27 protein-coding genes are annotated in these 26,409 nt (G+C 66.4%); 12 read left to right on the forward strand and 15 right to left on the reverse strand.

Annotated features, from left to right (window positions below; genetic code table 11):
- Positions 1 to 12 precede the first annotated feature (12 nt).
- The 6 genes from aruF (at position 13) to AWB66_RS26200 (ending at position 7,048) form a co-directional block, all read left to right on the forward strand.
- On the forward strand, positions 13 to 1,062 hold the full coding sequence (aruF, locus tag AWB66_RS26175) for an arginine/ornithine succinyltransferase subunit alpha (RefSeq protein ID WP_087633014.1): 1,050 nt from the start codon (positions 13 to 15) through the stop codon (positions 1,060 to 1,062).
- Positions 1,059 to 2,096, forward strand: a complete 1,038-nt coding sequence (gene astA, locus AWB66_RS26180) for an arginine N-succinyltransferase (RefSeq protein WP_087632985.1) — start codon at positions 1,059 to 1,061, stop codon at positions 2,094 to 2,096. Before aruF ends, astA begins: the two co-directional genes overlap by 4 nt.
- Positions 2,097 to 2,114: 18 nt before the next feature.
- A complete protein-coding gene (gene astD / locus AWB66_RS26185; protein ID WP_087632986.1) occupies positions 2,115 to 3,590 on the forward strand; it encodes a succinylglutamate-semialdehyde dehydrogenase in 1,476 nt (491 codons plus the stop codon).
- An 18-nt stretch (positions 3,591 to 3,608) separates the two neighbouring features.
- Positions 3,609 to 4,949 carry an N-succinylarginine dihydrolase gene (gene astB / locus AWB66_RS26190; protein ID WP_087633015.1) on the forward strand — a complete coding sequence of 447 codons (1,341 nt, stop codon included), beginning with the start codon at positions 3,609 to 3,611 and terminating at the stop codon, positions 4,947 to 4,949.
- On the forward strand, positions 4,933 to 5,961 hold the full coding sequence (astE, locus tag AWB66_RS26195) for a succinylglutamate desuccinylase (protein ID WP_087632987.1): 1,029 nt from the start codon (positions 4,933 to 4,935) through the stop codon (positions 5,959 to 5,961). Before astB ends, astE begins: the two co-directional genes overlap by 17 nt.
- Before the next feature lie 301 nt (positions 5,962 to 6,262).
- Positions 6,263 to 7,048 carry an ABC transporter substrate-binding protein gene (locus AWB66_RS26200; RefSeq protein ID WP_200819068.1) on the forward strand — a complete coding sequence of 262 codons (786 nt, stop codon included), beginning with the start codon at positions 6,263 to 6,265 and terminating at the stop codon, positions 7,046 to 7,048.
- 61 nt (positions 7,049 to 7,109) lie between these two features.
- On the opposite strand, the gene AWB66_RS26205 is transcribed toward AWB66_RS26200, so the two are convergent.
- The 6 genes from AWB66_RS26205 to AWB66_RS26230 all read right to left on the reverse strand — a co-directional run bounded on the left by AWB66_RS26205 (position 7,110) and on the right by AWB66_RS26230 (position 12,574).
- Positions 7,110 to 7,502, reverse strand: a complete 393-nt coding sequence (locus AWB66_RS26205) for a type II toxin-antitoxin system death-on-curing family toxin (protein WP_087632988.1) — start codon at positions 7,500 to 7,502, stop codon at positions 7,110 to 7,112.
- Positions 7,502 to 7,684, reverse strand: coding sequence for a hypothetical protein (locus AWB66_RS26210; protein WP_087632989.1), 183 nt, complete (start codon positions 7,682 to 7,684; stop codon positions 7,502 to 7,504). The genes AWB66_RS26205 and AWB66_RS26210 overlap by 1 nt, the downstream gene beginning before the upstream one ends.
- A gap of 70 nt (positions 7,685 to 7,754) precedes the next feature.
- Entirely contained in the window at positions 7,755 to 8,618 is an 864-nt protein-coding gene (locus AWB66_RS26215) for an efflux RND transporter periplasmic adaptor subunit (protein WP_087632990.1), read from the reverse strand.
- 36 nt (positions 8,619 to 8,654) lie between these two features.
- Positions 8,655 to 8,855 carry a DUF1656 domain-containing protein gene (locus AWB66_RS26220; RefSeq protein WP_062639663.1) on the reverse strand — a complete coding sequence of 67 codons (201 nt, stop codon included), beginning with the start codon at positions 8,853 to 8,855 and terminating at the stop codon, positions 8,655 to 8,657.
- Positions 8,845 to 11,046, reverse strand: coding sequence for an FUSC family protein (locus AWB66_RS26225; protein WP_087632991.1), 2,202 nt, complete (start codon positions 11,044 to 11,046; stop codon positions 8,845 to 8,847). Before AWB66_RS26225 ends, AWB66_RS26220 begins: the two co-directional genes overlap by 11 nt.
- A 10-nt stretch (positions 11,047 to 11,056) precedes the next feature.
- A complete protein-coding gene (locus AWB66_RS26230; RefSeq protein ID WP_087632992.1) occupies positions 11,057 to 12,574 on the reverse strand; it encodes an efflux transporter outer membrane subunit in 1,518 nt (505 codons plus the stop codon).
- 164 nt (positions 12,575 to 12,738) lie between these two features.
- Here AWB66_RS26230 and AWB66_RS26235 point away from each other — a divergent pair, with 164 nt between their 5' ends.
- On the forward strand, positions 12,739 to 13,677 hold the full coding sequence (locus AWB66_RS26235; RefSeq protein WP_087632993.1) for a LysR family transcriptional regulator: 939 nt from the start codon (positions 12,739 to 12,741) through the stop codon (positions 13,675 to 13,677).
- A gap of 136 nt (positions 13,678 to 13,813) precedes the next feature.
- On the forward strand, positions 13,814 to 13,978 hold the full coding sequence (locus tag AWB66_RS33775; RefSeq protein ID WP_159462943.1) for a hypothetical protein: 165 nt from the start codon (positions 13,814 to 13,816) through the stop codon (positions 13,976 to 13,978).
- Between the two features lie 11 nt (positions 13,979 to 13,989).
- Here the strand turns inward: AWB66_RS33775 and AWB66_RS26240 are convergent, their stop codons facing one another.
- The 5 genes from AWB66_RS26240 to wrbA form a co-directional block, all read right to left on the reverse strand.
- Entirely contained in the window at positions 13,990 to 14,724 is a 735-nt protein-coding gene (locus AWB66_RS26240) for an SOS response-associated peptidase (RefSeq protein ID WP_087632994.1), read from the reverse strand.
- 81 nt (positions 14,725 to 14,805) lie between these two features.
- On the reverse strand, positions 14,806 to 15,609 hold the full coding sequence (locus AWB66_RS26245) for a metallophosphoesterase (protein WP_087632995.1): 804 nt from the start codon (positions 15,607 to 15,609) through the stop codon (positions 14,806 to 14,808).
- Positions 15,610 to 15,632: 23 nt separating this feature from the next.
- On the reverse strand, positions 15,633 to 17,093 hold the full coding sequence (locus AWB66_RS26250) for an FAD-binding oxidoreductase (protein WP_087632996.1): 1,461 nt from the start codon (positions 17,091 to 17,093) through the stop codon (positions 15,633 to 15,635).
- A 102-nt stretch (positions 17,094 to 17,195) separates the two neighbouring features.
- Complete coding sequence (locus tag AWB66_RS26255; RefSeq protein ID WP_087632997.1) at positions 17,196 to 17,600, reverse strand: DUF2069 domain-containing protein; 405 nt, start codon at positions 17,598 to 17,600, stop codon at positions 17,196 to 17,198.
- Positions 17,601 to 17,622: 22 nt separating this feature from the next.
- Positions 17,623 to 18,231: an NAD(P)H:quinone oxidoreductase gene (gene wrbA, locus AWB66_RS26260; protein ID WP_087632998.1), complete on the reverse strand. Its 609-nt coding sequence runs from the start codon at positions 18,229 to 18,231 to the stop codon at positions 17,623 to 17,625.
- A 166-nt stretch (positions 18,232 to 18,397) separates the two neighbouring features.
- On the opposite strand from wrbA, the gene AWB66_RS26265 reads away from it, so the two are divergent.
- Entirely contained in the window at positions 18,398 to 19,705 is a 1,308-nt protein-coding gene (locus AWB66_RS26265) for a YihY family inner membrane protein (protein ID WP_087632999.1), read from the forward strand.
- A 30-nt stretch (positions 19,706 to 19,735) separates the two neighbouring features.
- On the opposite strand, the gene AWB66_RS26270 is transcribed toward AWB66_RS26265, so the two are convergent.
- The 3 genes from AWB66_RS26270 to AWB66_RS26280 all read right to left on the reverse strand — a co-directional run bounded on the left by AWB66_RS26270 (position 19,736) and on the right by AWB66_RS26280 (position 22,326).
- On the reverse strand, positions 19,736 to 20,056 hold the full coding sequence (locus tag AWB66_RS26270) for an Mpo1-like protein (protein ID WP_087633000.1): 321 nt from the start codon (positions 20,054 to 20,056) through the stop codon (positions 19,736 to 19,738).
- A gap of 120 nt (positions 20,057 to 20,176) precedes the next feature.
- Entirely contained in the window at positions 20,177 to 21,010 is an 834-nt protein-coding gene (locus tag AWB66_RS26275; RefSeq protein WP_087633001.1) for an alpha/beta fold hydrolase, read from the reverse strand.
- Positions 21,007 to 22,326: an O-acetylhomoserine aminocarboxypropyltransferase gene (locus tag AWB66_RS26280; protein ID WP_087633017.1), complete on the reverse strand. Its 1,320-nt coding sequence runs from the start codon at positions 22,324 to 22,326 to the stop codon at positions 21,007 to 21,009. The genes AWB66_RS26275 and AWB66_RS26280 overlap by 4 nt, the downstream gene beginning before the upstream one ends.
- Positions 22,327 to 22,536: 210 nt before the next feature.
- Between AWB66_RS26280 and AWB66_RS26285 the strand changes: the two genes are divergently transcribed.
- From AWB66_RS26285 to aroC, 3 genes are all read left to right on the forward strand, one after another.
- Positions 22,537 to 22,989 carry a CBS domain-containing protein gene (locus tag AWB66_RS26285; RefSeq protein WP_087633002.1) on the forward strand — a complete coding sequence of 151 codons (453 nt, stop codon included), beginning with the start codon at positions 22,537 to 22,539 and terminating at the stop codon, positions 22,987 to 22,989.
- A gap of 128 nt (positions 22,990 to 23,117) precedes the next feature.
- On the forward strand, positions 23,118 to 25,058 hold the full coding sequence (locus tag AWB66_RS26290) for an MFS transporter (RefSeq protein WP_087633003.1): 1,941 nt from the start codon (positions 23,118 to 23,120) through the stop codon (positions 25,056 to 25,058).
- Between the two features lie 73 nt (positions 25,059 to 25,131).
- Positions 25,132 to 26,232 carry a chorismate synthase gene (gene aroC / locus AWB66_RS26295; RefSeq protein WP_087633004.1) on the forward strand — a complete coding sequence of 367 codons (1,101 nt, stop codon included), beginning with the start codon at positions 25,132 to 25,134 and terminating at the stop codon, positions 26,230 to 26,232.
- A 72-nt stretch (positions 26,233 to 26,304) separates the two neighbouring features.
- On the opposite strand, the gene AWB66_RS26300 is transcribed toward aroC, so the two are convergent.
- Positions 26,305 to 26,409: 4Fe-4S dicluster domain-containing protein (locus AWB66_RS26300; RefSeq protein WP_141667388.1), on the reverse strand; the 105-nt coding region annotated here is incomplete at its 5' end.

Here is a 26,409-nt window from a genome sequence, read left to right on the forward strand (position 1 = left end):
CTGGAACCGATGATGCTATTCGTCCGACCGGCAAGACTCTCCGATCTCGACGCGCTCGAACGGATGGCGCGCGCGGCGCATCCCGTGCTGCATTCGCTGCCGCGTGATCGGCAAGCGCTCGAAACGCGTGTCGCGCTTTCCGAGGATTCGTTTCGCGCCGAAGTCGACTTTGCGGGCGAGGAGTTCTATCTCTTCGTGCTGGAAGAGTCGGAGACGGGCGCGCTCTTCGGCACGTCGAGCATCGTGGCGTCGGCGGGCTATTCGGAGCCGTTCTACGCGTTTCGCAACGACGCGCTGATCCACGCGTCGCGCGAACTGAAGGTGAACCGCAAGATCCACGCGCTCACGATGTCGCACGAACTCACCGGCAAGAGCCGGCTGACCGGCTTCTACATCGACCCGGCTCTGCGCGACGAAGCGGGCAACGACGCCGCCGCGCATCTGCTTTCGCGTGCACGCATGCTGTACATCGCGGCGAACCGCAAGCGCTTCTCGGACGAAGTGTTCTCGCTGATGCTCGGCGTGACCGACGACGCGGGCGTGTCGCCGTTCTGGGAAGCGGTCGGGCGCAAGTTCTTCGGGCGCGACTTCGAGCAGGTCGAGCTGGAGTCGGGCGGGCGCAGCCGCACGTTCATCGCGGAAGTGATGCCGAGCTATCCGCTCTATGTGCCGCTTTTGCCGGCCGAAGCGCAGCGCGTGCTCGGCGAGCCGGACGAGGAAGCGCTCCTCGCCTACGACATCCATCTGGAGGAGGGCTTCGAGCCGGATCGTTTCGTCGACATCTTCGACGCCGGTCCGGTCCTGACGATTGCCGTGGAACGCAGCGCCTCGGTCACGACCAACGAGCTGCGCACGGTGTACGACGGCGCGGCACCTGCCGGCACGCCGTATCTCGTGGCGGCGGGCGGCGCGCATTCGTTTCGCTGCGCGCTTGCCGCGCTGCCGCCGACGCGCGCGGACGGCGCCACGCTCACCGCGCCGATGCGCGAGACGCTCGGCGTGACGGAAAAGGACACGGTGCGTTGCGTGCCTTTGCATCTGGCCTCGGGAGAACTGCAATGATCGTCGTGCGCTCTGTGCAGCCCGGGGACGTGGATGCGCTCGTCGCGCTCGCCCGCGAGACGGGTCCCGGACTCACCACCTTCAAGCCCGACCGCGACGCGCTCGCCGCGCGCGTCGATCGCGCGCGCCGCACGCTCGCCGACGCGGCCGAGCCGTATGAAGCCGGCTACTTGTTCGCGATGGAAGATACCGCGACGGGCGATATCGCGGGCGTGTGCGGCATCGAAACGGAAGTCGGCCTCGAGCAGCCGTTCTACAACTACCGCGTCTCGACGGTCGTGCACGCGAGCCGCGATCTCGGCGTGTGGACGAAGATGTCGCTGCTCAACATCTCGCACGACCTGACCGGTTACGCCGAAGTGTGTTCGCTGTTCTTAAGCCCGCGCTATCGCACGGCAGGGGTAGGCGGCCTGTTGTCGCGCTCGCGCTTCATGTTCATCGCGCAGTTCCGCGAACGCTTTCCGCAGCGCCTGTGTGCCGAACTGCGCGGCCATTTCGACGACAGCATGGAGTCGCCGTTCTGGAACGCGGTCGGCTCGCACTTCTACCAGATCGGTTTCAACGAAGCCGACTATCTCAGCTCGCACGGCAAGAAGTCTTTCCTCGCCGAATTGATGCCGCGCTATCCGGTGTATCTCGACCTGCTGCCGGAAGCGGCCCAGCAGGTGGTCGGCGTGACGCATCGCGACACCGCGCCCGCGCGCAAGATGCTCGAAGCGGAAGGGTTGCGCTACGAGAATCACGTCGACATCTTCGATGCCGGCCCGGTGCTCGAATGCCACATCACCGACTTGCGCACGGTACGCGAGAGCGTGCTCGCGCAGGTGCGCATCGGCGAGCGACACGGCGAGGGCGACGCGCGCAGCCTCGTATCGAATACGTCGCTGGACGATTTTCGTGTCGGCGCGACCTCGGGCGTGCCGGACGACGGCGCGTTCCTCTTGACGGCCGACGAAGCCGCCGCGTTGCGCGTGAAGGAAGGCGACACCGTGCGCGTGCTCGCATCGCCACCGCGCGCGAAGACCGCCGCCTGACGCTATCAAGGACTTACGATGACACTCTCCAATCAGCTTTATATCGACGGCGCATGGATCGAAGGGAAGGGCGCGCCGTTCGCGTCGCGCAATCCGGCGACCGACGAACTCGCGTGGGAAGGCCGTAGCGCCGACGCAGCCGATGTCGATCGCGCCGTCGGCGCCGCGCGGCGCGCGTTCGCTTCGTGGTCGGCGTTGCCGTTCGACGAGCGCGTCAGCGTTGCGAAACGTTTCGCGACGCTCCTCAACGACAACAAGGAAGACCTCGCGCATGCGATCGGCCGCGAGACCGGCAAGCCGCTGTGGGAAGCACGCACCGAAGTGGCATCGATGGCCGCGAAGGTCGATATCTCCGTGCAGGCCTACCACGAGCGCACGGGCGAGAAGCGCGCTCCGATGGCCGATGGCGTCGCGGTGTTGCGTCACCGGCCGCACGGCGTCGTCGCGGTGTTCGGGCCGTACAACTTCCCCGGGCACTTGCCGAACGGACACATCGTGCCGGCGCTGATCGCGGGCAACGCCGTGGTGTTCAAGCCCTCGGAACTCGCGCCGGGCGTGGCCGCGGCGACCGTCGCGCTGTGGGCGCAGGCGGGGCTTCCCGCGGGCGTGCTGAACCTCGTTCAAGGCGAAAAGGATACTGGCGTCGCGCTCGCGAATCACCGGCAGATCGACGGCCTCTTTTTCACCGGCAGCTCGGACACGGGCACGCTCCTGCACCGGCAGTTCGGCGGCCGGCCGGAGATCGTGCTCGCGCTGGAGATGGGCGGCAATAATCCGCTCGTCGTCGCGCCGGTCGAGGACATCGACGCCGCCGTGCATCATACGATCCAGTCGGCGTTTTTGTCGGCGGGGCAGCGCTGCACGTGCGCGCGACGCCTCTTCGTCCCCGACGATGCATTCGGCGAGCGCTTCATGGCACGCCTGACCGACGTGACGTCGAAGATCCGCTACGGCGCCTTCGATGCCGATCCGCAGCCGTTCATGGGCGCGGTCGTCTCGGCGCGCGCCGCGGCGAAGCTCGTCGCGGCGCAAACGCAACTGATCGAAATGGGCGCGAAGCCAGTGCTCGAAATGACGCAGCGCGACGCGCGACTCGGACTCGTGTCGCCGGCGATCCTCGACGTGACGAGTGCCCGCAACCTCCCCGACGAAGAACACTTCGGCCCGATGGTGCAGGTCACGCGCTGCGCGACGTTCGACGAAGCGATCGAGCGCGCGAACGATACGGCCTTCGGCCTGTCCGCCGGCCTGCTCGCCGACGACGAATCCGCCTGGACGCACTTCCAGCGCACGATCCGCGCGGGCATCGTCAACTGGAACCGGCCGACCAATGGCGCGTCGTCGGCGGCGCCGTTCGGCGGCGTCGGACGCTCGGGCAACCAGCGGCCGAGCGCGTACTACGCGGCCGACTACTGCTCGTATCCGATGGCGTCGGTCGAAAGCGCGCAGTTGCAGATGCCGGCGAGCGTGTCGCCCGGACTCGAATTCAAATAATCGCGCGAAGGACTCATGATGCAAGCATTCGAAGCGAACTTCGACGGGCTCGTCGGCCCGACGCACAACTACGCGGGGCTGTCGTTCGGCAACGTCGCGTCGCGCAACAACGAGAAGTCGGTGGCGAATCCGAAGGCCGCGGCGAAGCAGGGCTTGCGCAAGATGAAGCAGCTCGCGGACCTCGGCTTTCATCAGGGCGTCTTGCCGCCGCTCGAACGGCCGTCGCTGAAACTCCTGCGCGAACTCGGCTTCACCGGCAGCGACGAAACCATGATCGAGCGCGCCGCGCGCGAAGCGCCCGAGTTGCTCGCGGCGGCGAGTTCGGCTTCCGCGATGTGGACGGCGAACGCGGCGACGGTCAGCCCCTCGGCGGATACGGCCGACGAGCGCGTTCACTTCACGCCGGCCAATCTGGCGAGCAAACTGCATCGCGCGATCGAACACGGCGAAACGCGCCGCTCGCTCGCCGCGATTTTCGCCGACGAGTCGCGCTTCCGGATTCATCACGCGCTGCCCGGCACGCCCGCGCTCGGCGACGAGGGCGCCGCGAACCACACGCGCTTTTGCAGCGAATACGGCGCGCGGGGCGTCGAGTTCTTCGTGTACGGACGCAGCGAGTACAGTCAGGGACCACAGCCGCAGCGCTTTCCGGCACGCCAGACGCTGGAGGCGAGCCGCGCGGTCGCGCGCCTGCACGGTCTCTCCGAGCGGACGACGGTGTTCGCGCAGCAGCTTCCCGACGTGATCGACGCGGGCGTGTTCCACAACGACGTGATCGCGGTCGGCAATCGCACGACGCTCTTTTGCCATCAGCGCGCGTTCCTCGATCAGCCGGAGGTCTATCGCGAACTGCGCGCGAAGCTCGACGCGCAGGGTGCCGGTTTCACGGCGATCGAAGTGCCGGAGGACGAAGTGAGCGTCGCGGACGCGGTGTCGTCGTATCTCTTCAACAGCCAGTTGCTGACGCGCCCGGACGGGCGGCAGGTGCTCGTCGTGCCGCAGGAGTGCGGCGAGAACGCGCGCGTCGCGAAGTACCTCGATGCGCTCGCGACCCGCTCGACGCCGATCGACGATGTGCTCGTCTTCGATTTGCGCGAGAGCATGAAAAATGGCGGCGGCCCGGCGTGCCTGCGCCTGCGGGTCGTGCTGAACGACGCCGAGCGCGCGGCCGTGAACCCGGGCGTGTGGATGAACGACATGCTGTTCGCGCGCCTCGATGCGTGGATCGACGCGCATTACCGCGACCACCTCGCACCGGCCGATCTCGCCGATCCGAAGCTGCTCGGCGAGTCGCGCACGGCGCTCGACGAACTCACGACGATCCTCGGACTGGGTGCCATCTATGACTTCCAGCGCTGAAGGCGCGATGCTCGCCGACCTGCTGTCGTTCGTGCTGGCCGGCAAGCGGCCGGCGTTGTCGGAGGGCACGGCGCCTTCGGGCGTGCGCTGGACGTGGCTTGGTGACGGCGTCGTGTGCCTCGAACCGCCGGGCGCGGCGACGCATAGCGTGATCGCATCGGCGGGCATTCACGGCGACGAAACCGCGCCGATCGAAATGCTCTCGACGCTCGTCGCCGACATCGCGAGCGGCGCGGTTGCGCTCAACGCGCGCATGCTCGTGATCCTCGGCAACATCGCGGCGATGCGCGCAGCGGACCGCTATCTCGACGACGACCTCAACCGGCTCTTCAACGGCCGTCATCTTGCGTTGCCCGCGAGCCGCGAAGCGCCGCGCGCGGCGCAACTCGAAGACGCCGCGCTCGGCTTCTTCGCCGCCGCGCCGCAGACCGCGCATCCGAAGTGGCACATCGACATGCATACGGCGATCCGCGCGTCGGTCTTCGAGCAGTTCGCGCTCTTGCCGCACACGGGCGCGCCGCTGTCGCGCGCGATGTTCGACAGGCTGCGCGACGCGCATCTCGAAGCGGTGCTGCTGCATCGCGAGAAGTCGAACACGTTCACGCATTTCACCGCCGAGCGGGCGGGCGCGCTGTCGTGCACGCTCGAACTCGGCAAGGTGCGGCCGTTCGGACAGAACGATCTCGCGCGCTTCGCCGCGTCGGACCGCGCGTTGCGGCGGCTCATCGCGGGAGAAGCCGCCGTCGATGCGGCGAGGCCGTTGCGCGTGTTCACCGTCGTCGGGCAGATCGACAAGCTAAGCGATGCATTCCAGCTCGATGTCGCGAGTGACGTGCCGAATTTCACGCCGTTTCCCGCCGGGACCGAACTCGCGCGCGACGGCGAGTATCGCTATCGCGTGACGCACGATGAAGAGCGCATCGTGTTTCCCAATCCGAAGGTGAAGCCGGGGCTGCGCGCCGGCCTGATGGTCGTCGACACCACCGACGAGGCGCTTCTGTCGCTCGCCTGAAAGCGCGTTGCTCACGCTGTATCGCTTGCGCGTGAGCGACGTTCGCTTGCCAGTTTTTTCTCCTTCTCCAGACGACTCGACTCGCGCTGCTTCGCCGCACGGCAAGCCGGCGCGCGTATCCGGCGCGCTACAATCGCGGCCCGCCGGTCTGTTGCGATGCGTCATCGCGATACGGTGCGTTTGAAACGGCCTTTTTGCGAGGCGATGCTGTGCAGGCCGGCATTGACCCAGATACGCCGCACAAAAAACGAAAGAGACGAAGCACCCATTGGAGGACACCGATTTGAACACCCTGTACTCGCTGAATCGCACGGTCGCGGCTTTCGCGATCGCGGCCACCGCTGCATTGCCCACCCTCGGCGCGCACGCCGCCGACATGAAGGAAATTCGCTTCGGCGTCGAGGCGTCGTATGCGCCTTTCGAATCGAAGTCGCCGGCCGGCGAGCTGATCGGCTTCGACATCGACGTGGGCAACGCCGTCTGCGCGAAGCTGAGTGTGAAGTGCGTGTGGGTCGAGAATTCGTTCGACGGACTGATCCCGGCGCTGCAGGCGCGCAAGTTCGACGGCATCAATTCGGACATGACGATCACCGACAAGCGCCGCGTGGCGATCGATTTCACCGACCCGATCTACACGATCCCGAACCAGCTGGTCGCGAAGAAGGGCAGCCATATCCTGCCGACGGCAGAGAGCCTGAAGAGCCGGCATGTCGGCGTGCTGCAGGGCTCGATCCAGGAGACTTACGCGAAGGCGAAGTGGGCGCCGGCGGGCGTCGACGTCCAGTCGTATCAGGCGCAGGACCAGATTTACGCCGATCTGGCTTCGGGTCGGCTCGACGCCGCGTTCCAGGACGCCGAGGCAGCGTCGAAGGGCTTTCTGAAGATGCCGCAGGGTGCGGGTTTCGCGTTCGCGGGACCGGCGGTCTCGGATGAAAAGCTGCTCGGCGCGGGCGTCGGCTTTGGCGTGCGTAAGAGCGATCGCGCGCTGAAGGATGCGCTCAACCGGGCGCTGAAGGAGCTGAAGGACGACGGCACGATCGACAAGCTCGCCGCAAAGTACTTCGATGTGAAGGTGGTGTTGAAGTAGGGCGGGGAGCTTCGCGAAAAGCCGTCCGGTTCGAAGGCGGACGGCTTGTTGTTTGACGCGACTACAGGGCCATGAATACAGCGGCGAGGTAGTCAGCCAGGTCGTCGCGCTCGATGCTTCCTTCTGCCACGTACACCATGACTTCCACCAGTTCGTTTTCCAGTTCCGGCGTCGAAGTCAGGTCGTAGTTTTCCAGTCCGAGATAGGTCAATGCGCAGACAAGCGCGGTCCGCTTGTTGCCGTCGTTGAACACGTGACCTCGTGCAATGGCAACGGCGTACATGGCGGCAATTCCGAAGACGTCGTTGAGGCCGGCGTAGTGGGCATGATTTTCCACTCTCGCCAGCACTGCCTCGACGCCGCCAGGGCCCGCGTGAGCAAACCCCGGGAGCCCTCCCTCGCGAGCGAGGATCTCGTCGTGCACTGCTCTCACGTAATCGGCGTCGAGTAGCATCAGCGCTTCGCAAGTTCCTTGATCGCGACGTTGTGCGTGCTGATCACCTTGCGCACCGCCTTCATGACGCGCTCTCTTGCCTCGGGCGTCGACATATCGACGGTGTTGTCCGAACTCGGCGCGATCATCTTGCGCGGGGGCAGCGTGCCAGCCGCGAATCTGCCGATGTTTTTACGTTCCATCAAGCGCTCCATCCATTCCAGGTCGAGAACTCATTCTACCTGCCGAAGTAACGCGCACAGCGGGCAAACGTCAACCCGACGCCCCGATCACCACCGTACACGTCGTCCCTGCCGACAGCACCATCCCCGCCGGCACCTCGTCGATGTGAATGCGCACCGGCACGCGCTGCGCGAGCCGCACCCAGTTGAACGTCGGGTTCACGTCCGCGAGCAGTTCGCGGCTCTCGGGATTGTCGCGGTCGTAGATGCCGCGCGAGATGCTCTGCACATGGCCCCTCAGCACGCCGCCGCTCATGAGCCGCATCTCCGCCCGATCGCCGATGCGCACGCGCGGCAGCTTCGTTTCCTCGAAGTAGCCATAGACCCAGAACGAATGGCTGTCGACGATGGCGAGCTTCGGCGTCCCCGCCGTCGCATAGTCGCCGCGATAGACGTTCAGATTGGTCACATAGCCGTCGACCGGCGAAACCACCTTCGTGCGTTCGAGGTTGAGTTGCGCGGCATCGAGCGCGGCTTGCGCCTGCTGCAACTGCGCCTCGGCGGTCGAGGCCGCCTGCGTCGCGTTCTCGCGCTGCTCGCGCGACACGACGAGGCTGTCCATGTCCGCGCGGCGGGCGGCGTCGGCGCGGCGCATGCGCAACTCGGCCTGGCGCGCGGCGACGTTCGCCTGCGCCTGCTGCACGGCGATCCGGTAATGCGCCGGATCGATTTCCATCAGCAGTTCGCCCTTCTTCACGAACTGGTTGTCGGCGACGGGCATCGTCACCACCGCGCCCGACACGTCCGGCGCGACGTTGATCACGTTCGCGCGCACGCGGCCGTCGCGCGTCCACGGCTCGTCCATGTAATGGACCCACAGCGCGCGTCCTATGAGGATGGCGGCGGCGAATATCACCGCCGTCAGAATGAAACCCACGATTTTTCGAATGATCATGATGCGACTCGTTGTAGCTTGGGTGAACGGATGCGCCTAGCCGTAGACGGCGAGACCGATGAGCCCGCAGACGCACACGAGCAGGCTCGCGCGAAAGAGCGACGGGTGCCACACGACGCGATAGAGGCCCGTCAGCGCGAGGCCGCGGTCGATCAGCCAGGTCAAAAACGCGCCCGCGACGAACAGCAGCAGGATGGTCGGCACATAGGCTTCGAGGATCGCGATGCTACGCGGCATGGTGGACTCCGAGGTTCGGCGGTGCGGTGCGCGAATCGTTTTTTTCGATGTTGAACGGATCGAGCGGCGATTGCGGGTCGAGCAGTGCGGTGCGGATGAAATGCAGATGACTCAGGATGCGCTGCAACCGGTGACGCTCGTCGCGCGGCGGACGCTCGGCGTCGAGCCGGTCCTGCAACTGCGCAATCGCATGCGACGTCGATCCGAGCGCGGCGCCGAAACGCTTGGCATCGGGTTTGTCGAAGAGACGCGCGACGGCGCCGAGCGTCGTCGCGGTGGAGCGGCGCCACGGCGCGTCGCCGATCTCGCTGCCGAACGCGGCGAGTTCCTCGCGCAGGTCGATCACCGCATGCCCGACTTCGAGCACGGAAAAGAGCCATTGCAAGGCGTCGCGCTGCACGTCCGGACGATTCGCCGTGAGCGCGCTGATCTGCGAAAACAGGTCGCGCGTGCGGCTTTCGAAGCGCGTCGCAAGCCGCGAGCCGAAGCCCGCCGCGAATCCCGACAGACGCGCGCGGCAGCCCGTCACGACTTCGCGCCGCAAATCGGCGACGAGCAGGCGCCGAAGCCACGGCGCGTCGGTGGGCAGCAGCACGGCGAAGGCGATCGCGGAAACGAGCATCGACAGCACGAGCGCGATCGCGTCGTTGATGAAGCCGGTCGGATCGTAGTGCGTGAGGTTGTCGGGGCCGGCGAGAAAGCAGAAGAAGATGCAGTAGCCGACGCCGACGCCCATCAGGTTGCGGCGCGTGCTGAGCCAGCTGCCGAGCATCAGGAACGGCACGAGCGCCGCCGACAGCAGCAGGAAGCCGTCCATGCGCGGATACAGCCCGAACACGACGATCATCCCGGCGAGCATCGCGAGCAGCGTGCCGCTCGCCATCTGGAAAGCCATCAGCGTGGGCCTCGGCGACGACGACGCGAGCGCGCACACCGCCGCCGCGTTCAGGACCATCGTGCCGCCGCTCGGCCACGCGGTCGCGATCCAGAACGCGCCGAGCGCGAGCATCACGATCGCCGTGCGCACGCCGGCGACGCTCGCCGCGAGCAGGTTGGTGCGCGGCACGTAACGCGCGATCCAGTGCTCGCGCTCGTGCGTCGGCACCGCGAGCGACGCGTAAGTCTCTGCATACGCGAGCAGGTCGTCGACAAAGCGGTAGAGCAGCTCGGACGCGGTGTCGAATTCGAGCAGCGCAAAGTCGGGCTGCGTGGCGAGTTCCGTGCGCGTCGCGCGGATGCGTCTGGGCAACGCGGCCTTGAAGGCCGCGAGTTGGGCTGCGGCGTGTGCGGCATCGGCGGCGTTCATCACCGGTTCGCCCGACTTGTTCAGGCGCGGCGCGACTTCATGAAAATACGGTTCGAGCGCGGCGACGGTAATGGTCGAGCCATTCGCGCGCAGCCGGTTCATCAGCTGATGCAGCGCATGAAAACGCGTCGATGCGCTCATGAACTCGCTGTTCAGCCGCGCGAGCCGCCCGCTTTTCAGGCGCGTCTCGGGATGCTCGAATACGGCGACGCTGCGCGCGGCCTCGAAGCCGACGATATCCGCGACGAACGCCGCGTGGGTCGCCTCGATCTGCGGGCGGTCCATGCGGCCCGACAGCGCGCGACACACATAGTCGACGAAACCGCTGAAGCGGCGGCGCACCGTGGTCTTGATCTGCTCGCCGGCGTGCTGCGGAAAGACGAGCGCGCTCACCGCGCCCGCGCACAGGATGCCGAGCGACACCTCGGAGACGCGCGTGAGCGCCGTGAGGAACGCGCCGTCGGGATGCTGCGCGGCCGGAATGCCGATCAACGCGGCCGTGTAGCCCGCGAGCACGAAGCCATACGAGCGGAAGTTGCGGTTGCGCGCGGCGCCGGCCGTGCAAAGGCCGACCCAGAGCGACGTCGCCGTGATGAAGAGCACCGGCTGCTGCGAGAAGAGGCTGATGAGCACGAGCATCACGACGAGCCCGACTATCGTTCCGCAAAACCGGTAGAAGCTTTTCGCGAGCACCATGCCGCTTTGCGGCTGCATCACGACGAAGACGGTCGTCATCGCGGTGCGCGGTTGCGGCATGTCGAGGCGCATCGCGATCCAGAGCGTCAGCAACGCGGCGAGCACGGCCTTGAAGATGTAGATCCAGGCGAGTCCTTCGGTCTGCGCCCAGTGAGCGATAGCGCTGCGAAGCGAGGTGACGTTTGGCATCGGCGTGGCCTTACTGAGAGGCGCTCAGGCCGCGCAGCGGGCCGATATGCTTCGACGGTGCGAGCGTGCTGTCGTCCGGACCGTTCGACAGATCGTCGAGCCCGCCGCCGAGCGCCGCCTGCAGCGACGCGTAGGCCGCGAGCCGCTCCGCGCGCACGCGCGCCTCGCCGTCCTGCGCGCGCAAGAGTTGCGTCTGCGCGATCAGCACGTTGAGATAGTCGGTAAGCCCGCGCCGATAGCCCTCGTTCGCGAGCCGATAGTTCTTGCTCGCCGCCGCGACCGAGCGTCCCGACGCTTCCAGCTGCGAATCGAGCGAGCGCATGCGCACGACCTGATCGGCGATTTCCCTGAGCGCGCCGACGAGCGTGCCGTTGTAATGCTCGACCGCCTGATCGTATTGCGCCGATGCCGCGCCGAGCTGCGAGCGCAGCCGCCCGCCTTCGAAGATCGGCAGCGTGAGCGCCGGGCCCGCGCTGAAACCGGTTCCGGTACCGCCGAGGAAAGTAAGCAAGGCGCCGCCCGCGGCCATCTGGCTCACCGACGCGAGCAGGTTCACGTTCGGATAGAACTCGGCCTTCGCGACGTCGATGCCACGGGCTTCCGCGGCCACCATCCAGCGCGCGGCGACGACATCGGGCCGGTGTCCGACGAGTTCCGCCGGCAGCGCGGACGGCAATCCGAGCGGCTGCCCGAGCGCGAGCACCGGCCGCGCGAGCGACGCGCCCGCGCCCGGTCCTTCGCCCGCCAGCGCGGCGAGCTGGTTGCGCGCGAGTTCGATCGCTTCGTTCTGGATGTCGGCCTGACGCTCGTATTCGGGCAGCGGCGTCTCGGCCTGGCTGACTTCGAGTTGCGTGCCGAGACCGCCCGCGAGGCGCCGGCGCGCGAGGTCGACGATCTTCTGCTGCTGTTCGAGCGTCTGCTGCGCGATGTCGAAGAGCGCGTAGCTCTGCGACATGCCGATGTACGCCCGCACCACGTTCGCTTCGAGCTCGAGTTGCGCGGCGCGCGCGTCGGCGGCGCGCACATGCGCGGCGTCGAGCGCGCGTTCGGTGGCGTTCTCGTTGCGGCCCCACAGGTCGAGGTCGTAAGAGAGCGAGAGGGCTGCGGTGTTGTTCCAGGTGGTCGTGTCGTTGTAGGTGGGCGGACCGTAGTAGCCGTTTTCCGGCCAGCCCTTGCGCGTGACGGACAGCGAGCCGTCGACGTGCGGCGCGAGTGCCGAGCGCGCGACGCCCGCCATCGCGCGCGCTTCACGCACGCGGGCGGCCGCCATCGCGAGCGTCGGGCTGCCCGCGTTCGCGCGTTCGACCCAGGCGTTCAACTGCGGATCGCCGTAGGCGCGCCACCATTGCTCCGACGGCCAGCCGGCCTCGCCATCGGCGGCGCGGATGGCGGCACCGGCGTCGAGCGTCGAGGCCTGATCGAGAGTGGATTCGGGCGCGACGTTTCCCGTGCTGGCGCAACCGGCTATTGTTAAGATAACTGCAAGAGCCGCGATGGCGATGGCTCGTCTCGATACCGGCGCTGACACGATTGGCTCCCGTTCCTGAACTAGACATGAGGCACTTATTATATTTTTGCGCTAATTAGCGAATAACCCGTAAAAATGAAAAGCATCCTTACGACGGTTGAGATAATCGCTATTGCCGATCATGTAATAATCGACAGCAAGACATAAAGACGACGGAAGCCGGTATGGATACGCTACAAAACATGCGCGTTTTCGTGCGCGTCGTAGAGGCTGGGAGCTTCACGGCGGCGGCGCAGCATTTGAATACGACCACGGCGTATGCCTCGCGGGCCGTCTCCGATCTGGAAGCGCACCTGCGCACGCGGCTTCTGAACCGCACCACGCGGCGCATCGCGCTCACCGAGGCGGGCGAGCGCTACCTGCAGCGCTGCGAGCAGATCCTCGCCTACGTCGATCAGGCCGAAGCCGAAGCCAGCGACGCCCATGCGCGGCCGTCCGGCAAGCTGAAGGTGCATTCGATGACAGGTTTCGGCCAGCACTATGTCGTGCCGATGATCTCGCGCTATCAGGCGCGCTATCCGTCCGTGCAGGTCGAGTTGACGCTCGCGCAGCGCATGCCCGATTTGCTCGACGAGGGGTTCGACGTCTCGGTCGTGCTCGCGTCCGACCTGCCCGATTCGGGACTCGTGTCGCAGCGGCTCGGCTCGGCGTTCAGCATCGCATGCGCCTCGCCGGCGTATATCGAGAAGCACGGCACTCCGCACGTGCTCTCCGATCTCGTGCGCCACACCTGCCTGCAACTCGTCACGCCGGTGCTTCCCACCGACAAATGGATCTTCGAAGGCCCCAACGGTCAGGAAACGGTGAGCCTCGGGCCGTCGACGTTCACGGTGAATGTCGCCGACGCGATGGCGGTGGCGATCCGCGAGGGCATGGGGCTCGGCGTGCTGCCGACATCCTCGGCGCTGCCGCTTTTGCGGGCCGGGACCATCGTGCGCGTGCTGCCGCAGTACACGATGCAGGAACTGAATGTCTGCGCGCTCTATCCGTCGCGCCAGTATCTGGACGCGAAAATCCGCACGTGGGTCGATTTCCTGCGCGACGAACTGCCGGCGACGCTCGCCGCGGACGCCGAATCGCTGAAGGAATTCGTCGTCGCGTGACGGCGCAGCCCTCAAGTTCTGTTGTCATTGCGCCGTAACAACAATAGTGTGCGGCGCAACACTTGCTTACTTTTATTTCGGCCGCATCTTGTTACTTTCGACGCATGTCCACTCGCTCACGACCGGGGAAAGCCTGATGAATACGCCACTCATGTTCGCTCTCGCGATGCTGCTCGTGCTGATCGCCGTGCCCGCCACGCGCGAGCTGTTGCGCGCCTATCGCGACGATGCCGCGAAAAAGCGTCTCGTGCCGATCAGGATCGAGTCGCGCAGCGACGTGCGGCGTCCACGCGACTACTGAGCGCCCCGGAGTCATTCGCCGCTTTCGAGCGGCGCGAGCGGTTCGATCAGGCGCGGTTCGTCGTTGACCGCGCGATTCACGTCGCCCGACACGCGGTGCCACACGAATTCCGACGCGGCCACGCCGCCGTCTTTGCCGAGCGCGTCCAGTTCGGCGGGAGGCAGCGCGGGGTCGAGCCAGCGCCGCGCGGCGTGCGGTGCGAACACGAGCGGCCGGCGATCGTGCACATCGACGAGCCCTTCGTCCGCCGTGGCCGTCACGATCACGAAGCCGGCGCCGGGCACGAGCGCGTCGTCTTCCGTCTGGATGCTCGTCAAGGCGGCGAGGAACATCGGTTCATCGTCGGCGCGATGGATGAAGTAGGGCTGCTTCGGCGGCTTCGCGCTGGCTCGCACGCCGGGCGCCGGCTCGTCCGCCAGCTCGGTCTTCCATTCGAACCAGCCGTCCGCTGGAATCAAAATTCGCGCTTTTCTCCATAACGCCCGGAAATACGCGCTCGTCGATGCGGTCTCGACGCGCGCGTTGATCGTCTGCGGGAGCTTCTTCTGGATCGCCCATGCCGGGCAATAGCCCCAGTGCACGGCGCGGATCGTCTCGTCGGGATAGATCGCGAGCGGATGCGTGCCGGGCGAGAGGTTGTAGCCGGGCCGCCGGTCGGCGGCATCGACGAGCACGAACGGATTTCTCAGATGCAGGCGTTGTGCATAGTGCATCGGTAGTCGGTACTGGCTGATTCGGCCGCACATGGCGCTCCTCCGCTAGGTCCAACGGTTGTGCCGCTGATTGCTGATCCTTCCCGCTGCTCGGTGCCGCGCCATTGCAGGCGCTCAGATTTCGACGATCTTGTCCCACGCGAAATGCGGATTTTCGAGCTGGCGCGTGCGCCGGTCGATATAGCCGCGCGGATTGCAGACGACGCGCGTGCCTTCGACCGTATAGTCGAACGCCGTGTGCGTGTGCCCGTGAATCCACAACGCGACAGGCGCGCGCAGGAGCGAGGGCAGGTCATTGACGAAGCCCGCCGACACCACGTCCTCCGCGTATTTCTCCGCGAGGCTTTGCCGCAACGGCGCATGATGCGTGACGACGATCGTCCGGCCGTCGAACGGCTTGGCGAGCTCGCTTTCGAGCCAGGCGCGCGCGTGTTCGTGCAGCGCGAGCGAATCGCTCGTCGCGAACGAACGCGGTTCGCCGTCGGGCTCGGGCCACGCGATCTGGATCACGCCGCGATAGTCGAGCATCACGCGCGCGCAGGCGTCCTGCGCTTTTTCGAGCTGGGACGCGCCCGAGCCGAACAGCGCGAAGTCGGTCCAGAGCGTCGTGCCGAGCACGCGCCATTTGCCGTAGCGGTCGACGAGCGTCGCGTTGTTCAGGTAGTGCACGTTGTCCACGCTTTGCGCGGCGTCCTGCATCGCGACTTCGAGCGCGCCGAACTCGCCGTCGTAGTACTCGTGATTGCCCGGCACATAGACGATGGGCACGCGCGAATCGAAATTCTCCGCCGCCCAGCGCACGCCTTCCGCGTGATTGTGGATGTCGCCGGCGAGCACGACGAGATCCGCCTCGGCATACGGAATCGCGACGGGTTCGTCGGCTTCGAGATGCAAATCGGACAAAACGCGAATCTTCACGACGGCTTCTCCTCGATGCGAAATCAGTCGCGGGCCGGTACGACCTTGCCCGGATTCATCAGGTTCTCCGGATCGAGCGCGGCCTTGATCGTCTGCATCAGGCGCACTTCGACGGGCGACTTGTAGCGCATCGCCTCGTTCACCTTGAGTTGCCCGAGGCCATGTTCCGCGCTGATGCTGCCGCGGTGCGCGTGCACCTGCTCGTAGACGAGCGCATTGATGCGCTTCTGATACCCGGCGAGAAACGCCTGCGGATCGACGCCTTCGGGCGCCTGCACGTTGTAGTGCAGATTGCCGTCGCCAAGATGGCCGAACGTGACCATGCGCGCGCCCGGCGCAGCCTGGGCGATCAGCGCATCGGTTTCCTCGATGAAGCGGCCGATGCTCGAAATCGGCACCGAAATGTCCTGCTTGATGTTGAGGCCTTCCTCGGCCTGCGCGAGCGGGATGTGTTCGCGCAGGTCCCAGAACGCCCGCGATTGCGCGAGATTCTCCGCGACGACCGCATCCTCCACGATGCCCGCCTCGATCGCTTCTTCCATCAAACGTTCGAAGAGGGTGCGCGCGTGCGCTTCGCTTTCGCTGTCGGAGAGTTCGAGCAGGACGGTCTGCGCGTGCGGCTCGGCGAACGGATAGCGCATCTGCCCGAAATGCCGGCCGACGAGCCGCAGCGAGAAGTCCGACATCAGCTCGAAGCCGGTCAAAAGCGCGCCCGCGTGACGCTGCGCCATCGCGAGGAAGTCGAGCGCGGCGTGCGGCGAAGCGAGCCCGGCAAGCGCCGTCACTTGCGCGACGGGCGCCGGATGCAGCTTCATTACCGCCGCGGTGATGATGCCGAGCGTGCCTTCCGCGCCGATGTAGAGATCGCGCAGGTCGTAGCCGGTGTTGTCCTTGCGCAGCGCGCGCAGGCCGTCCCAGATCTCGCCATGCGGCGTCACGACTTCGAGGCCGAGACACAGTTCGCGCGTATTGCCGTAGCGCAGGACGCCCGTGCCGCCCGCGTTGGTCGAGAGATTCCCGCCGATCGTGCAGCTGCCTTCCGCCGCGAGGGAAAGCGCGAAGAGGCGCTGTTCGGCCGCGGCGCGCGCCTGGATCTCGGCGAGCACGACGCCCGCCTCGACCGTGATCGTGTTGTTGTGCGGATCGACGCCGCGGATGCGGTTCAGGCGCTTGAGGCTCACGACCGCCTGCAGGCCGCTCGCATCGGGCGTCGCGCCGCCCGCGAGGCCCGTGTTGCCGCCCTGCGGCACGGTCGCGACGCGGTATTCGCGCGCGAGCCGCACGACGGCGGCGACCTGCTCCGTATTGGCGGGCAGCAGCACGGCGCATGCTTCGCCCGTGTAGCGGCCGCGCCAGTCGGTGAGGAAGGGGGCGGTATCGTGCGGGTCGGTCAGCACGTGGGCGGCGCCGAGCACCTCGGCGCAGGCGGCGACGAACGCGGAACGGGAAGGGCGGGCGGTAGCAGTGTGGGCGGAAGCGTTCATGACCTTGGAAATCGAAAAGCGTAGTCGACAGTATCGCGCAGGATGCACCAGGGCGATGCCTGGCCGGATGGCGTAGTCCCGGCATGGCGGGGGCAAGTCGTGCTACAAAGCGTCCTTGCCGAGACGTTTTGCGGCGCGGGCCGCACGCTTGTAAGGCGCGACGTAGCCGAGCGCGCAGCCGAAAAAGACGAGCGCGAGCAGCGCTTCGATCCAGCCGAGCCGCGCGGACAGTCCGCCGTCCGTCATGCCGCGCACGATGCCCTCCGCGAGATAGAGCAGCACCAGCATCGACGCCCATTGCAGCGTGTAGACGTCGCGCCGCCAGGTGCCGGGAAGCGCGAAGACGAGCGGCAGCGCCTTCAGCGCGAGCGCCGAGCCGCCGGGACGCAGCGGCGCGAGCCACAGTTCCCACGCGAGCGAGAGCGCGATGAGCGCGATGAGGCTTGCGAACGCGCCCGTCGCGAAGACGGGACGCGCGCTCGCCGGACGGGCAGCGGGCTGGCTCATGAGCGCTCTACGCGCGACGCGTTCATGCGGCGGCCGCTCCGCGCACGAGATTGAGCGCCGTGCGCGCGAGCCGCGCGCCGAGCGCGACGGCGAGCGCCTTCTCGTCGGCGGAAATCGCGCCGTCGGCGTTGGAGCGCGCGTGATGCGAGGCGCCGTATGGCGTGCCGCCGCCTTGTGTCGTCGTGAGGCGCGATTCGGTGTACGGAATGCCGACGATCATCATTCCGTGGTGCAGCAGCGGCAGCATCATCGAGAGCAACGTGCTTTCCTGGCCGCCGTGCAGGCTTCCCGTCGACGTGAAGACGCTCGCGGGTTTGCCCGCCAGCGCGCCGGAAAGCCATTGCGGCGTGGTGCCGTCGAGAAAGTATTTGAGCGATGCCGCCATGTTGCCGAAGCGCGTCGGCGACCCGAGCGCGACGCCCGCGCATTCTTCGAGGTCGCGCAGCTCGGCGTACGGCGGGCCGTCGGCGGGAATATCGGGCGCGGTCGATTCGCAGACGCTCGACACCGGCGGCACCGTGCGCACGCGCGCCTGCATGCCGGGGACGCTGTCGATGCCCTGCGCGATGGCGAGCGCCAGTTCGCGCGTCGCACCGTGCCGGCTGTAATAAAGCACAAGGATGTCGTTCATAAGGCTTTTTTTAGTGAACGGGTATTATAGAGACGGGTTCACGATCGTGGTTTCCGGCGCGATTCTGCTGGTTTTCCGCGCTTTTGCGACCCGTGACGGCGCTGTGGTGCATAGGGCCGCAGTAAGCGCTGAAACGCCAGCTCGGCTCGCCAGAGGAGAAGGATTTTTGCAGAAGCTTTCCATCGATCTCGCCAGTGTCAAGCGGCTCGCGGGCTTCGTCGCCAGGCGCACCGGCGAGGACCGCGTGGCGCAGGTAGCCGGCAGTCTCACGTTCACGAGCGTGCTGTCGATCGTGCCGCTCGCGACCGTCGCGTTCGCGCTGTTCACGGCGTTTCCCATCTTCGGCTCGTTCCAGGAGTCGCTGCAGGATTTTCTGGCGGTGCATTTGATGCCGAACCAGATCAACACGCAAATCTTCAAATACCTGAACCAGTTCGCGTCGAAGGCGAAGGGGCTGACGACGGTCGGCATGACCATCCTGTTCGTCACCTCGGTCATGACGATGATGACCGTCGAGTCCGCGTTCAACGTGATCTGGCGCGTGCGCAAGGCGCGGCCGCTCGCGCAGCGCGTGCTGGTCTACTGGGCGATCATCACGCTCGGACCGATCATGTTCGGCTGCAGTCTCTCGATCTCGTCCTATCTCTTCGCGCAATCGGTGGCGTTCGCGGGCTCGCATCACCTGATGCCACCGATCGTCGAATGGGCGCTGACGGGTGTCTCGCTGCCCGTGACCGTGCTCGCGTTCACGATGCTCTACGTCTACATGCCGAACTGCAAGGTCGAATGGCGCGACGCCGTGATCGGCGGGCTGATCGCGGCGGTCGCCTTCGAACTCGGCAAGCGCGGATTCGGCTACTACGTGCGGCGCATTCCGACCTATACGGCCGTCTACGGCGCGTTCGCGGCGCTGCCGGTGTTCCTGCTGTGGGTCTATCTCTGCTGGATGATCGCGCTGATCGGCGCGATGGTGACGTCCGCGCTGCCGGCGATCCGCATCGGCCAGTTTCACCGGCGCGAGTTTCCGGGCAGCGATCTGCTCGATTCGCTCGAATTGCTGGCGCGGCTCGTCGAGGCGCGCGAAGGGGGCAAACCCGGCCAGACGGCGCTGGAACTCGCGCGGATGCTGCGTTGCGATATGGACACGTCCACGCGTCTGCTCAACACGGTGGAGGCGCAGGGCTGGGTCGGTCGGCTCGAAGACACGCGCATGCCGCGCTACGTGCTGATCGCCAATCCGAACCAGATCACCGTGACGATGCTGTTCGACCTGTTCGTGATCGACCGCGAGGAACTCGAGTACCAGTTGCGGCTCGACGCCACGCAGGTGGACTGCGCGGCGCTGACGGGGGCGCTCGAGAACGAGAAGCTCGACGTCACGCTCGGCTCGCTGATCGCCGCGCGCTCGTCGGCGCTCACCGATGAGCGGCTGCACGGCGCCGCCCGCGCGGCGATGCCGCACCAGCACGCGTGAGCGTCCTCAATCGTCATTGCGCGCGGCGCTTCAAAGCGAGATTTTTCCCGTGCAGATGTCCTTGAACATCACCCAGTCGCCCATCAGGCTGTAGAGCGGGTGAAGAAAAGTGGCCGGGCGGTTCTTTTCGAAGAAGAAATGGCCGATCCACGCAAAACCGTAGCCGCAGACGACCGCCGCCGGCAGCCAGAGCCAGTCGCCGGTTGCGACCGCCATCGCGATGCAGCCGATCACGCCGAGCGAGCCGATGAAGTGAAGTCTGCGCGACACGAGATTGCGATGCTCTTCCAGATAATACGGATAGAACTCGGCGAAATTCGCAAAGTGGTCGCTGTGTGCCGTATGCGCCATGGCTGCCTCCATTGGATCGACGCACGGGACTCGGCCGTGCCTTGACAGCCCATTGTGCGGCGAAAAGCGCGCGCCGTGCAACCTGGCTGTTCGGCCGATGGGGCGGCGCTTTCGCGGCGCTTATGCTGGCGTGGTCGCTGGCTTGATCGCGAAGTCAAAGAGGGCGTCGAGCGTTGCGTCGGGTTGCTCGCTCATCAGCGCGTGGCCGGCGTCGAGCGTGAGCGTTTCGACGGCCACGCCCGCCTGCGACATCGCTTTCACGAGTGCGCTCGCCGCTTTCGGCGGCGTCATCACGTCGCGCCGTCCAGAGAGCACGAGCACCGGGCAACGCACCGCTGCCGCGCGTTCGAGGCCGTCGGCGTAGGCGTTGCAGGCGCTGAAGTCAGTGTAAAAGAGCTGGCCTTCGCCGCGCGCGGAGACGCGCTCCATCAGGCGCTGATTCACGCCATGCAGCCAGAAGCCGGGCGCGGGACTCGACGGCTTGGCGGCGATCGTCGAATGCGACCACTGGTTGACCATGTCGATGGCCTGCGGCTCGTGTTCGCGGGCGGCGTCGAGCAAGGCGTCGGAGACGGTCATCGGCACGGCGGTGGCGATGAGTGCGAGCTTCGCGACGCGCGTCGGGTGCCGGGCGGCGGCATCGAGCGCGATCAGCGAGCCCATGCTGTGGCCGATCAGCACGGCTTTTTCGACCTTCGCCGCGTCGAGCACGTCGATCAGCCAGTCGGCGAGCGACGCGACGCCGGCCAGTGCCGGTCCGGCGCTGCGGCCATGTCCGGGCAGGTCGAGCGCGAGCACGCCGAAGCCGTGATGCGCAAAGTAGCGCGTCTGTAGCGCCCACACGCTGTGGTCGTGTTCCGCGCCGTGGATGAAGACGGCCGCCGGGCGGCTCGCATCGAATGTCTTGCCGCCGGTGTAGGCATAGGCCGGCCGGCCTTTGACGTCGAAATTCATGCGCGGCTCCCGGGCGCCGGCGCCGTCGAACTCGCCTTCTGCGATGCCTTCAGGCCGCGTTTCAGGTCGTCGATCAGGTCGTCGGGATCTTCCAGGCCGATCGACAGGCGAATGCGCCCTGGCCCGATGCCCGCTGCGGCGAGCGCGGCGGCGTCCATGCGGAAATGCGTCGTCGATGCGGGATGGATGACGAGCGAGCGCGCATCGCCGACGTTCGCCAAGTGCGAAAAAAGCGTGAGCGACTCGATGAAACGCCGCGCAGCCGCCACGTCGCCGCGCAGGTCGAAACTGAACACGGCGCCCGCGCCGCGCGGCAAAAGTCGCTGCGCGAGCGCGTAGTCGCGGTGCGTCGGCAGTTCGGGATACGCGACGCCTTCCACGGCCGGATGCGCGAGCAGAAACTCGACCACGCGGCGCGTATTCGCGACGTGCCGGTCCATTCGCAGCGGCAGCGTTTCGATGCCTTGCAGCAGTTGCCACGCCGCCTGCGGATGCAGGCAGGCACCGAAGTCGCGCAAGCCCTCGCGGCGCGCGCGCAGCAGGAACGGCGCGACCGTGCTTTCCTCGGCGAACACCATGCCGTGAAAGCCGTCGTAGGGCTCGGTGAATTCGGGGAAGCGGTCGGTGGCGGTGAAGTCGAACGTGCCGCCGTCGACCAGCACGCCGCCGATCGTCGTGCCGTGGCCGCCGAGGAACTTGGTCGCCGAATGGTAGACGAGGTCCGCGCCGTGCTCGAAGGGGCGCAGCAGGTAGGGCGTCGTGAAGGTCGAATCGACCAGGAACGGCACCTGGTTCGCGTGCGCGATTTCCGCGACGCCCGCGATGTCGAGCACGTCGAGCCCGGGATTGCCGAGCGTCTCGCCGAAGAAAAGGCGCGTGTTCCGGCGCGCGGCGGCGCGCCACGCGTCGAGATCGTGCGGCGGCACGAAGGTGGTCTCGATGCCGAAGCGCGCGAGCGTGTAGTGCAGCAGGTTGTGCGAACCGCCGTAGAGCGCGCTCGATGCCACGATGTGGGAGCCGGCGCCCATCAAGGTCGCGATCGCCAGATGGAGCGCCGCCTGGCCGCTCGCCGTGCCGATCGCCCCGGCGCCGCCTTCGAGCGCGGCGACGCGCTCCTCGAACACCGCGACCGTCGGGTTCGAGATGCGCGAGTACACGTGCCCCGAGCGCTCCATGTTGAAAAGCGCGGCGGCGTGGTCGGTGTCGCGGAAGGAGAAGGACGTCGTCTGGTAGATCGGCGTGGCGCGCGCACCGGTCGCCGGGTCGGGCGCGGCGCCCGCGTGCAGCACGAGCGTGTCGAAGCGGTTGGCGGGCATCGCGAGCGGCCGCACGCTACCCGCGTGTGGCGAAAATCCAGGGGGCAATCATCGTAACATCGGGCCCGCTTCGGCGGACCTAGGGCGCGAACCTAGTCCGTTCGCACGAAAACCTTATACGTCAAGCCAGCCGGGCCGTCCGCGCTTTCCTTTTCACAGCCTTTCCGATAGCATCGACTCACGATCAGGCATTTCGCAAGGAGACCAATCATGCGAGTCAGCGACATTCTGAAGGTCAAGGGCAATGTGCTCTTCACGGTGACGCCCGAGACACCGCTGCACGACGCAATCAACACGATGGCGTCGCACGACATCGGCTCGCTCGTCGTCATGGAGTACGGCGATCTCGTCGGCATGCTGACGTTCCGCGAAATCATCCTGACGCTGAAGGAAAACGGCGGCAGCGTCGGCACGACCACCATCCGGAAGGTCATGGACGATCATCCGCTCACCTGCACGCCGGAAACGGACGTCAACGAGGTGCGCCGCATGATGCTCGAACATCACGTGCGCTACCTGCCCGTGATGGAAAACCGCGCGCTGATGGGCGTGATCTCGTTCTACGACGTGGCGCGCGCAGTCGTCGAGGAGCAGGGTTTCGAGAATCGCATGCTCAAGGCTTATATCCGCGACTGGCCCGAGCAGCAGGAAGAGGCGCGCTGAGCGGCTGGCGTACTGCTCGCGCCGCACGCACTGCCTATCCGCGAAGAGCGCGCCCCGGCCGGCGCGCTTTTTTTCGCCTGATGAATTCCACGTTTTTCCTTCCTTCAAGCGCTCCATTCCCATGAGCCATGAGTGACCGCCCGATTCGCGACGCTCGCCGCGCGTCCCGCCGCGCCGACGCATCAGGCGAAAGCCAGTTTCGACTGATGCGCGAGCGCCGCTTCGCCCCGTTCTTCTGGACGCAGTTTCTCGGCGCGATGAACGACAACGTGTTCAAGGTCGGCTTCACGTCGCTCGTCACGTTCCAGGCCGCGCGCTTTTCCGGCGTCGATCCGAAGTCAGCGCCGTTCCTGATTTCCGCGATCTTCATCGTCCCGTTCGTGCTGTTTTCCGCGACTTCTGGCCAGATCGCCGACAAGTACGACAAGGCGACGCTCACACGCCTCGTGAAGACCTTCGAGATCGCGGTGATGCTCGTCGGCGGCGCGGGGTTCCTGCTGCATAACGCCACGCTGCTCTACGTCTGCACGTTCCTGATGGGCGTCCATTCGACCGTCTTCGGACCCGTCAAATATGCGTATCTGCCGCAGCATCTGAAATCGTCCGAACTGGTGGGCGGTAACGGGCTCGTCGAGATGGGAACATTCGTCGCCATTTTGTTCGGGACGATCATCGGCGGCGCGTCGGCCGGGCTGACGGAGCACGGCGCGATGCTGCTCGCGACCGCGTGCCTGGCGTTCGCGCTGATCGGACGCGCGGTGTCGGGGTTCGTGCCGAAGTCCGAAGCGCCGCAGCCCGAACTGCGCATCAACTGGAATCCGTTTTCGGAAACCTGGCGAAACCTCGCGCTCGCCAAGCATAACCGCACCGTGTTCCTGAGCCTGCTCGGCATCTCGTGGCTGTGGTTCGTCGGCGCGACCTTTCTCACGTCGTTCTTCAACTTCGCAAAGGACGTGCTGTCCGCGGACCCCGACGTCGTCACGATCCTGCTCGCGACGTTTTCCATCGGCATCGGCATCGGGTCGCTGCTGTGCGAAAAGCTCTCGAAACGGCGCGTCGAGATCGGGCTCGTGCCGCTCGGTTCGATCGGCATCAGCGTATTCGCGATCGATCTATTCTTCGCGAGCCATCGCATCGCGCCGGCGGGTCATTTGCTCGGCGTCGGCGAGTTTCTCGCGATTGCCTCGCACTGGCGCATTCTCGCGGACCTGTTCCTGCTCGCGATGTTCGGCGGCTTTTACAGCGTGCCGCTCTACGCGCTGATCCAGAGCCGCAGCCAGCCGACGCACCGCGCGCGCATCATCGCCGCGAACAACATCCTGAATTCGTTCTTCATGATCGTCTCGGCGTTGCTGGCGCTCGCGCTCACGTCGATGGGCGTCGGCATTCCGGGGCTCTTCCTGACGACCGCGCTCCTGAATATCGTCGTCGCCGCGTATATCTATTCGCTCGTGCCGGAATTTCTGCTGCGCTTCGTCGCGTGGGTGCTGGTCCACACGTTCTACCGCATTCGTCTCGTCGACGCCGAGCGCATTCCCGAGCAGGGCGCCGCCGTGCTCGTGTGCAATCACGTCAGTTTCGTCGATGCGATCGTCATCATGTCGGAAAGCCCGCGGCCGATCCGCTTCGTGATGGATCACCGCATTTTCAGGTCGCCGTTCGTCGGCTGGTTGTTCCGCCACGTGAAGGCGATTCCGATCGCGCCCGCGCACGAGGATGCCGACCTGCTCGCGCGCGCCTACGATGCGTGCGGCCGCGCGCTCGCCGAGGGCGAGCTCGTCTGCATCTTTCCGGAAGGCAAGCTCACGCGCACGGGCGAACTCAACCCGTTTCGGCACGGCATTTCGGAGATTCTGAGAAGACACGCGGCGCCGGTCGTACCGATTGCGCTGCGCGGACTGTGGGGCAGCGTGTTCTCGCGGCACGAGGATTCGCGCTGGCCGCGTCCGGTCCAGCGCGGCGTGATGAGCCGGCTGACGCTCGCGGTCGGCGAGCCGATCGATCCCGCCGATGCCACGCCCGAGCATTTGCAGCAGGTGGTCGGTGCGTTGCGCGGCGCCCGCAGGTAGCGCGGCGCGGCGCCTTATCGAGATGCGGCTGGCATAATGTGAGCTTCCCGTTTCACTTCTCAGGGCGACGCACATGTCCGGCAATACGTTAGGCACGCTTTTCACCGTCACGAACTTCGGCGAGTCGCATGGACCCGCGATCGGCTGCGTGATCGACGGCTGCCCGCCCGGCATGGCGCTGACCGAAGCCGACATCCAGATCGAACTCGACCGGCGCCGTCCCGGCACGTCGCGCCACGTCACGCAGCGCCAGGAGCCGGACCAGGTCGAGATTCTCTCGGGCGTGTTCGAGGGCAAGACGACCGGCACGCCGATCGCGCTCCTGATCCGCAACACCGACCAGCGCAGCAAGGACTACGGCAATATCGTCGAGACGTTCCGCCCCGGTCACGCCGACTACACCTACTGGCAGAAATACGGCATCCGCGACTATCGCGGCGGCGGTCGTTCGTCCGCGCGCCTGACCGCGCCGACGGTGGCCGCGGGCGCGGTCGCGAAGAAGTGGCTGCGCGAGCGTTTCGGCATCGAGACGCGCGGCTACATGAGCGCGATCGGCGAGATCGAGGTGCCGTTCGTGTCGTGGGACTGCGTGCGCGAGAATCCGTTCTTCGCGCCGAACGCGGAGATCGTGCCGCGTCTCGAGGAATACATGGACGCGCTGCGCAAGGACGGCGATTCGATCGGCGCGCGCATCGAAGTGGTCGCGACCGGCGTGCCGGTGGGCCTCGGCGAGCCGCTCTACGACCGCCTCGACGCCGACATCGCGAAGGCGATGATGGGCATCAACGCGGTGAAGGGCGTCGAGATCGGCGCGGGCTTCGCGAGCGTCGCGCAGCGCGGTTCCGTGCACGGCGACGAAATGTCGCCCGACGGGTTCGCCGCGAACAACGCAGGCGGCATTCTCGGCGGGATTTCGAGCGGGCAGGACATCACGGTGTCGATCGCGATCAAGCCGACGTCGAGCATCCGTACGCCGCGCCATTCGATCGACAAGGCGGGCAATCCGGCCGTCGTCGAGACTTTCGGGCGTCATGACCCGTGCGTCGGGATTCGCGCGACGCCGATCGCCGAGGCGCTGCTCGCGCTCGTCCTGATCGACCATGCGCTGCGGCATCGCGCGCAATGCGGCGATGTCGTCACCGAGACGCCGAAGATCGCGCCGCGCGCTTCCTGAAGTCAGCGAGCGTCACGCAAACGAGAAGGGCGCCGGTTTTCAAGCCGGCGCCCTTTTTTCATGCGTGAACGCTCACATGTTCGGATAGTTCGGCCCGCCGCCGCCTTCGGGCGTGACCCAGACGATGTTCTGCGTCGGGTCCTTGATGTCGCAGGTCTTGCAGTGCACGCAGTTTTG

Source organism: Caballeronia telluris, assembly GCF_001544495.1.
GTDB classification, from domain to species: Bacteria; Pseudomonadota; Gammaproteobacteria; order Burkholderiales; family Burkholderiaceae; genus Caballeronia; species Caballeronia telluris.

Bases quoted from the DNA above. Each gene is read 5' to 3' on its own strand.
- astB (WP_087633015.1), top strand. From the start codon at position 3,609: ATGCAAGCATTCGAAGCGAACTTCGACGGGCTCGTCGGCCCGACGCAC.
- AWB66_RS26235 (WP_087632993.1), top strand. From the start codon at position 12,739: ATGGATACGCTACAAAACATGCGCGTTTTCGTGCGCGTCGTAGAGGCT.
- aroC (WP_087633004.1), top strand. From the start codon at position 25,132: ATGTCCGGCAATACGTTAGGCACGCTTTTCACCGTCACGAACTTCGGC.
- AWB66_RS26290 (WP_087633003.1), top strand. From the start codon at position 23,118: ATGAGTGACCGCCCGATTCGCGACGCTCGCCGCGCGTCCCGCCGCGCC.
- AWB66_RS26270 (WP_087633000.1), bottom strand. From the start codon at position 20,056: ATGGCGCATACGGCACACAGCGACCACTTTGCGAATTTCGCCGAGTTC.
- AWB66_RS26210 (WP_087632989.1), bottom strand. From the start codon at position 7,684: ATGGAACGTAAAAACATCGGCAGATTCGCGGCTGGCACGCTGCCCCCG.
- astD (WP_087632986.1), top strand. From the start codon at position 2,115: ATGACACTCTCCAATCAGCTTTATATCGACGGCGCATGGATCGAAGGG.
- astE (WP_087632987.1), top strand. From the start codon at position 4,933: ATGACTTCCAGCGCTGAAGGCGCGATGCTCGCCGACCTGCTGTCGTTC.
- AWB66_RS33775 (WP_159462943.1), top strand. From the start codon at position 13,814: ATGAATACGCCACTCATGTTCGCTCTCGCGATGCTGCTCGTGCTGATC.
- AWB66_RS26220 (WP_062639663.1), bottom strand. From the start codon at position 8,855: ATGCCGCGTAGCATCGCGATCCTCGAAGCCTATGTGCCGACCATCCTG.
- AWB66_RS26225 (WP_087632991.1), bottom strand. From the start codon at position 11,046: ATGCCAAACGTCACCTCGCTTCGCAGCGCTATCGCTCACTGGGCGCAG.
- AWB66_RS26280 (WP_087633017.1), bottom strand. From the start codon at position 22,326: ATGCCCGCCAACCGCTTCGACACGCTCGTGCTGCACGCGGGCGCCGCG.
- AWB66_RS26255 (WP_087632997.1), bottom strand. From the start codon at position 17,600: ATGAGCCAGCCCGCTGCCCGTCCGGCGAGCGCGCGTCCCGTCTTCGCG.
- AWB66_RS26275 (WP_087633001.1), bottom strand. From the start codon at position 21,010: ATGAATTTCGACGTCAAAGGCCGGCCGGCCTATGCCTACACCGGCGGC.
- astA (WP_087632985.1), top strand. From the start codon at position 1,059: ATGATCGTCGTGCGCTCTGTGCAGCCCGGGGACGTGGATGCGCTCGTC.
- aruF (WP_087633014.1), top strand. From the start codon at position 13: ATGCTATTCGTCCGACCGGCAAGACTCTCCGATCTCGACGCGCTCGAA.
- AWB66_RS26250 (WP_087632996.1), bottom strand. From the start codon at position 17,093: ATGAACGCTTCCGCCCACACTGCTACCGCCCGCCCTTCCCGTTCCGCG.
- wrbA (WP_087632998.1), bottom strand. From the start codon at position 18,231: ATGAACGACATCCTTGTGCTTTATTACAGCCGGCACGGTGCGACGCGC.
- AWB66_RS26215 (WP_087632990.1), bottom strand. From the start codon at position 8,618: ATGATCATTCGAAAAATCGTGGGTTTCATTCTGACGGCGGTGATATTC.
- AWB66_RS26285 (WP_087633002.1), top strand. From the start codon at position 22,537: ATGCGAGTCAGCGACATTCTGAAGGTCAAGGGCAATGTGCTCTTCACG.
- AWB66_RS26205 (WP_087632988.1), bottom strand. From the start codon at position 7,502: ATGCTACTCGACGCCGATTACGTGAGAGCAGTGCACGACGAGATCCTC.
- AWB66_RS26240 (WP_087632994.1), bottom strand. From the start codon at position 14,724: ATGTGCGGCCGAATCAGCCAGTACCGACTACCGATGCACTATGCACAA.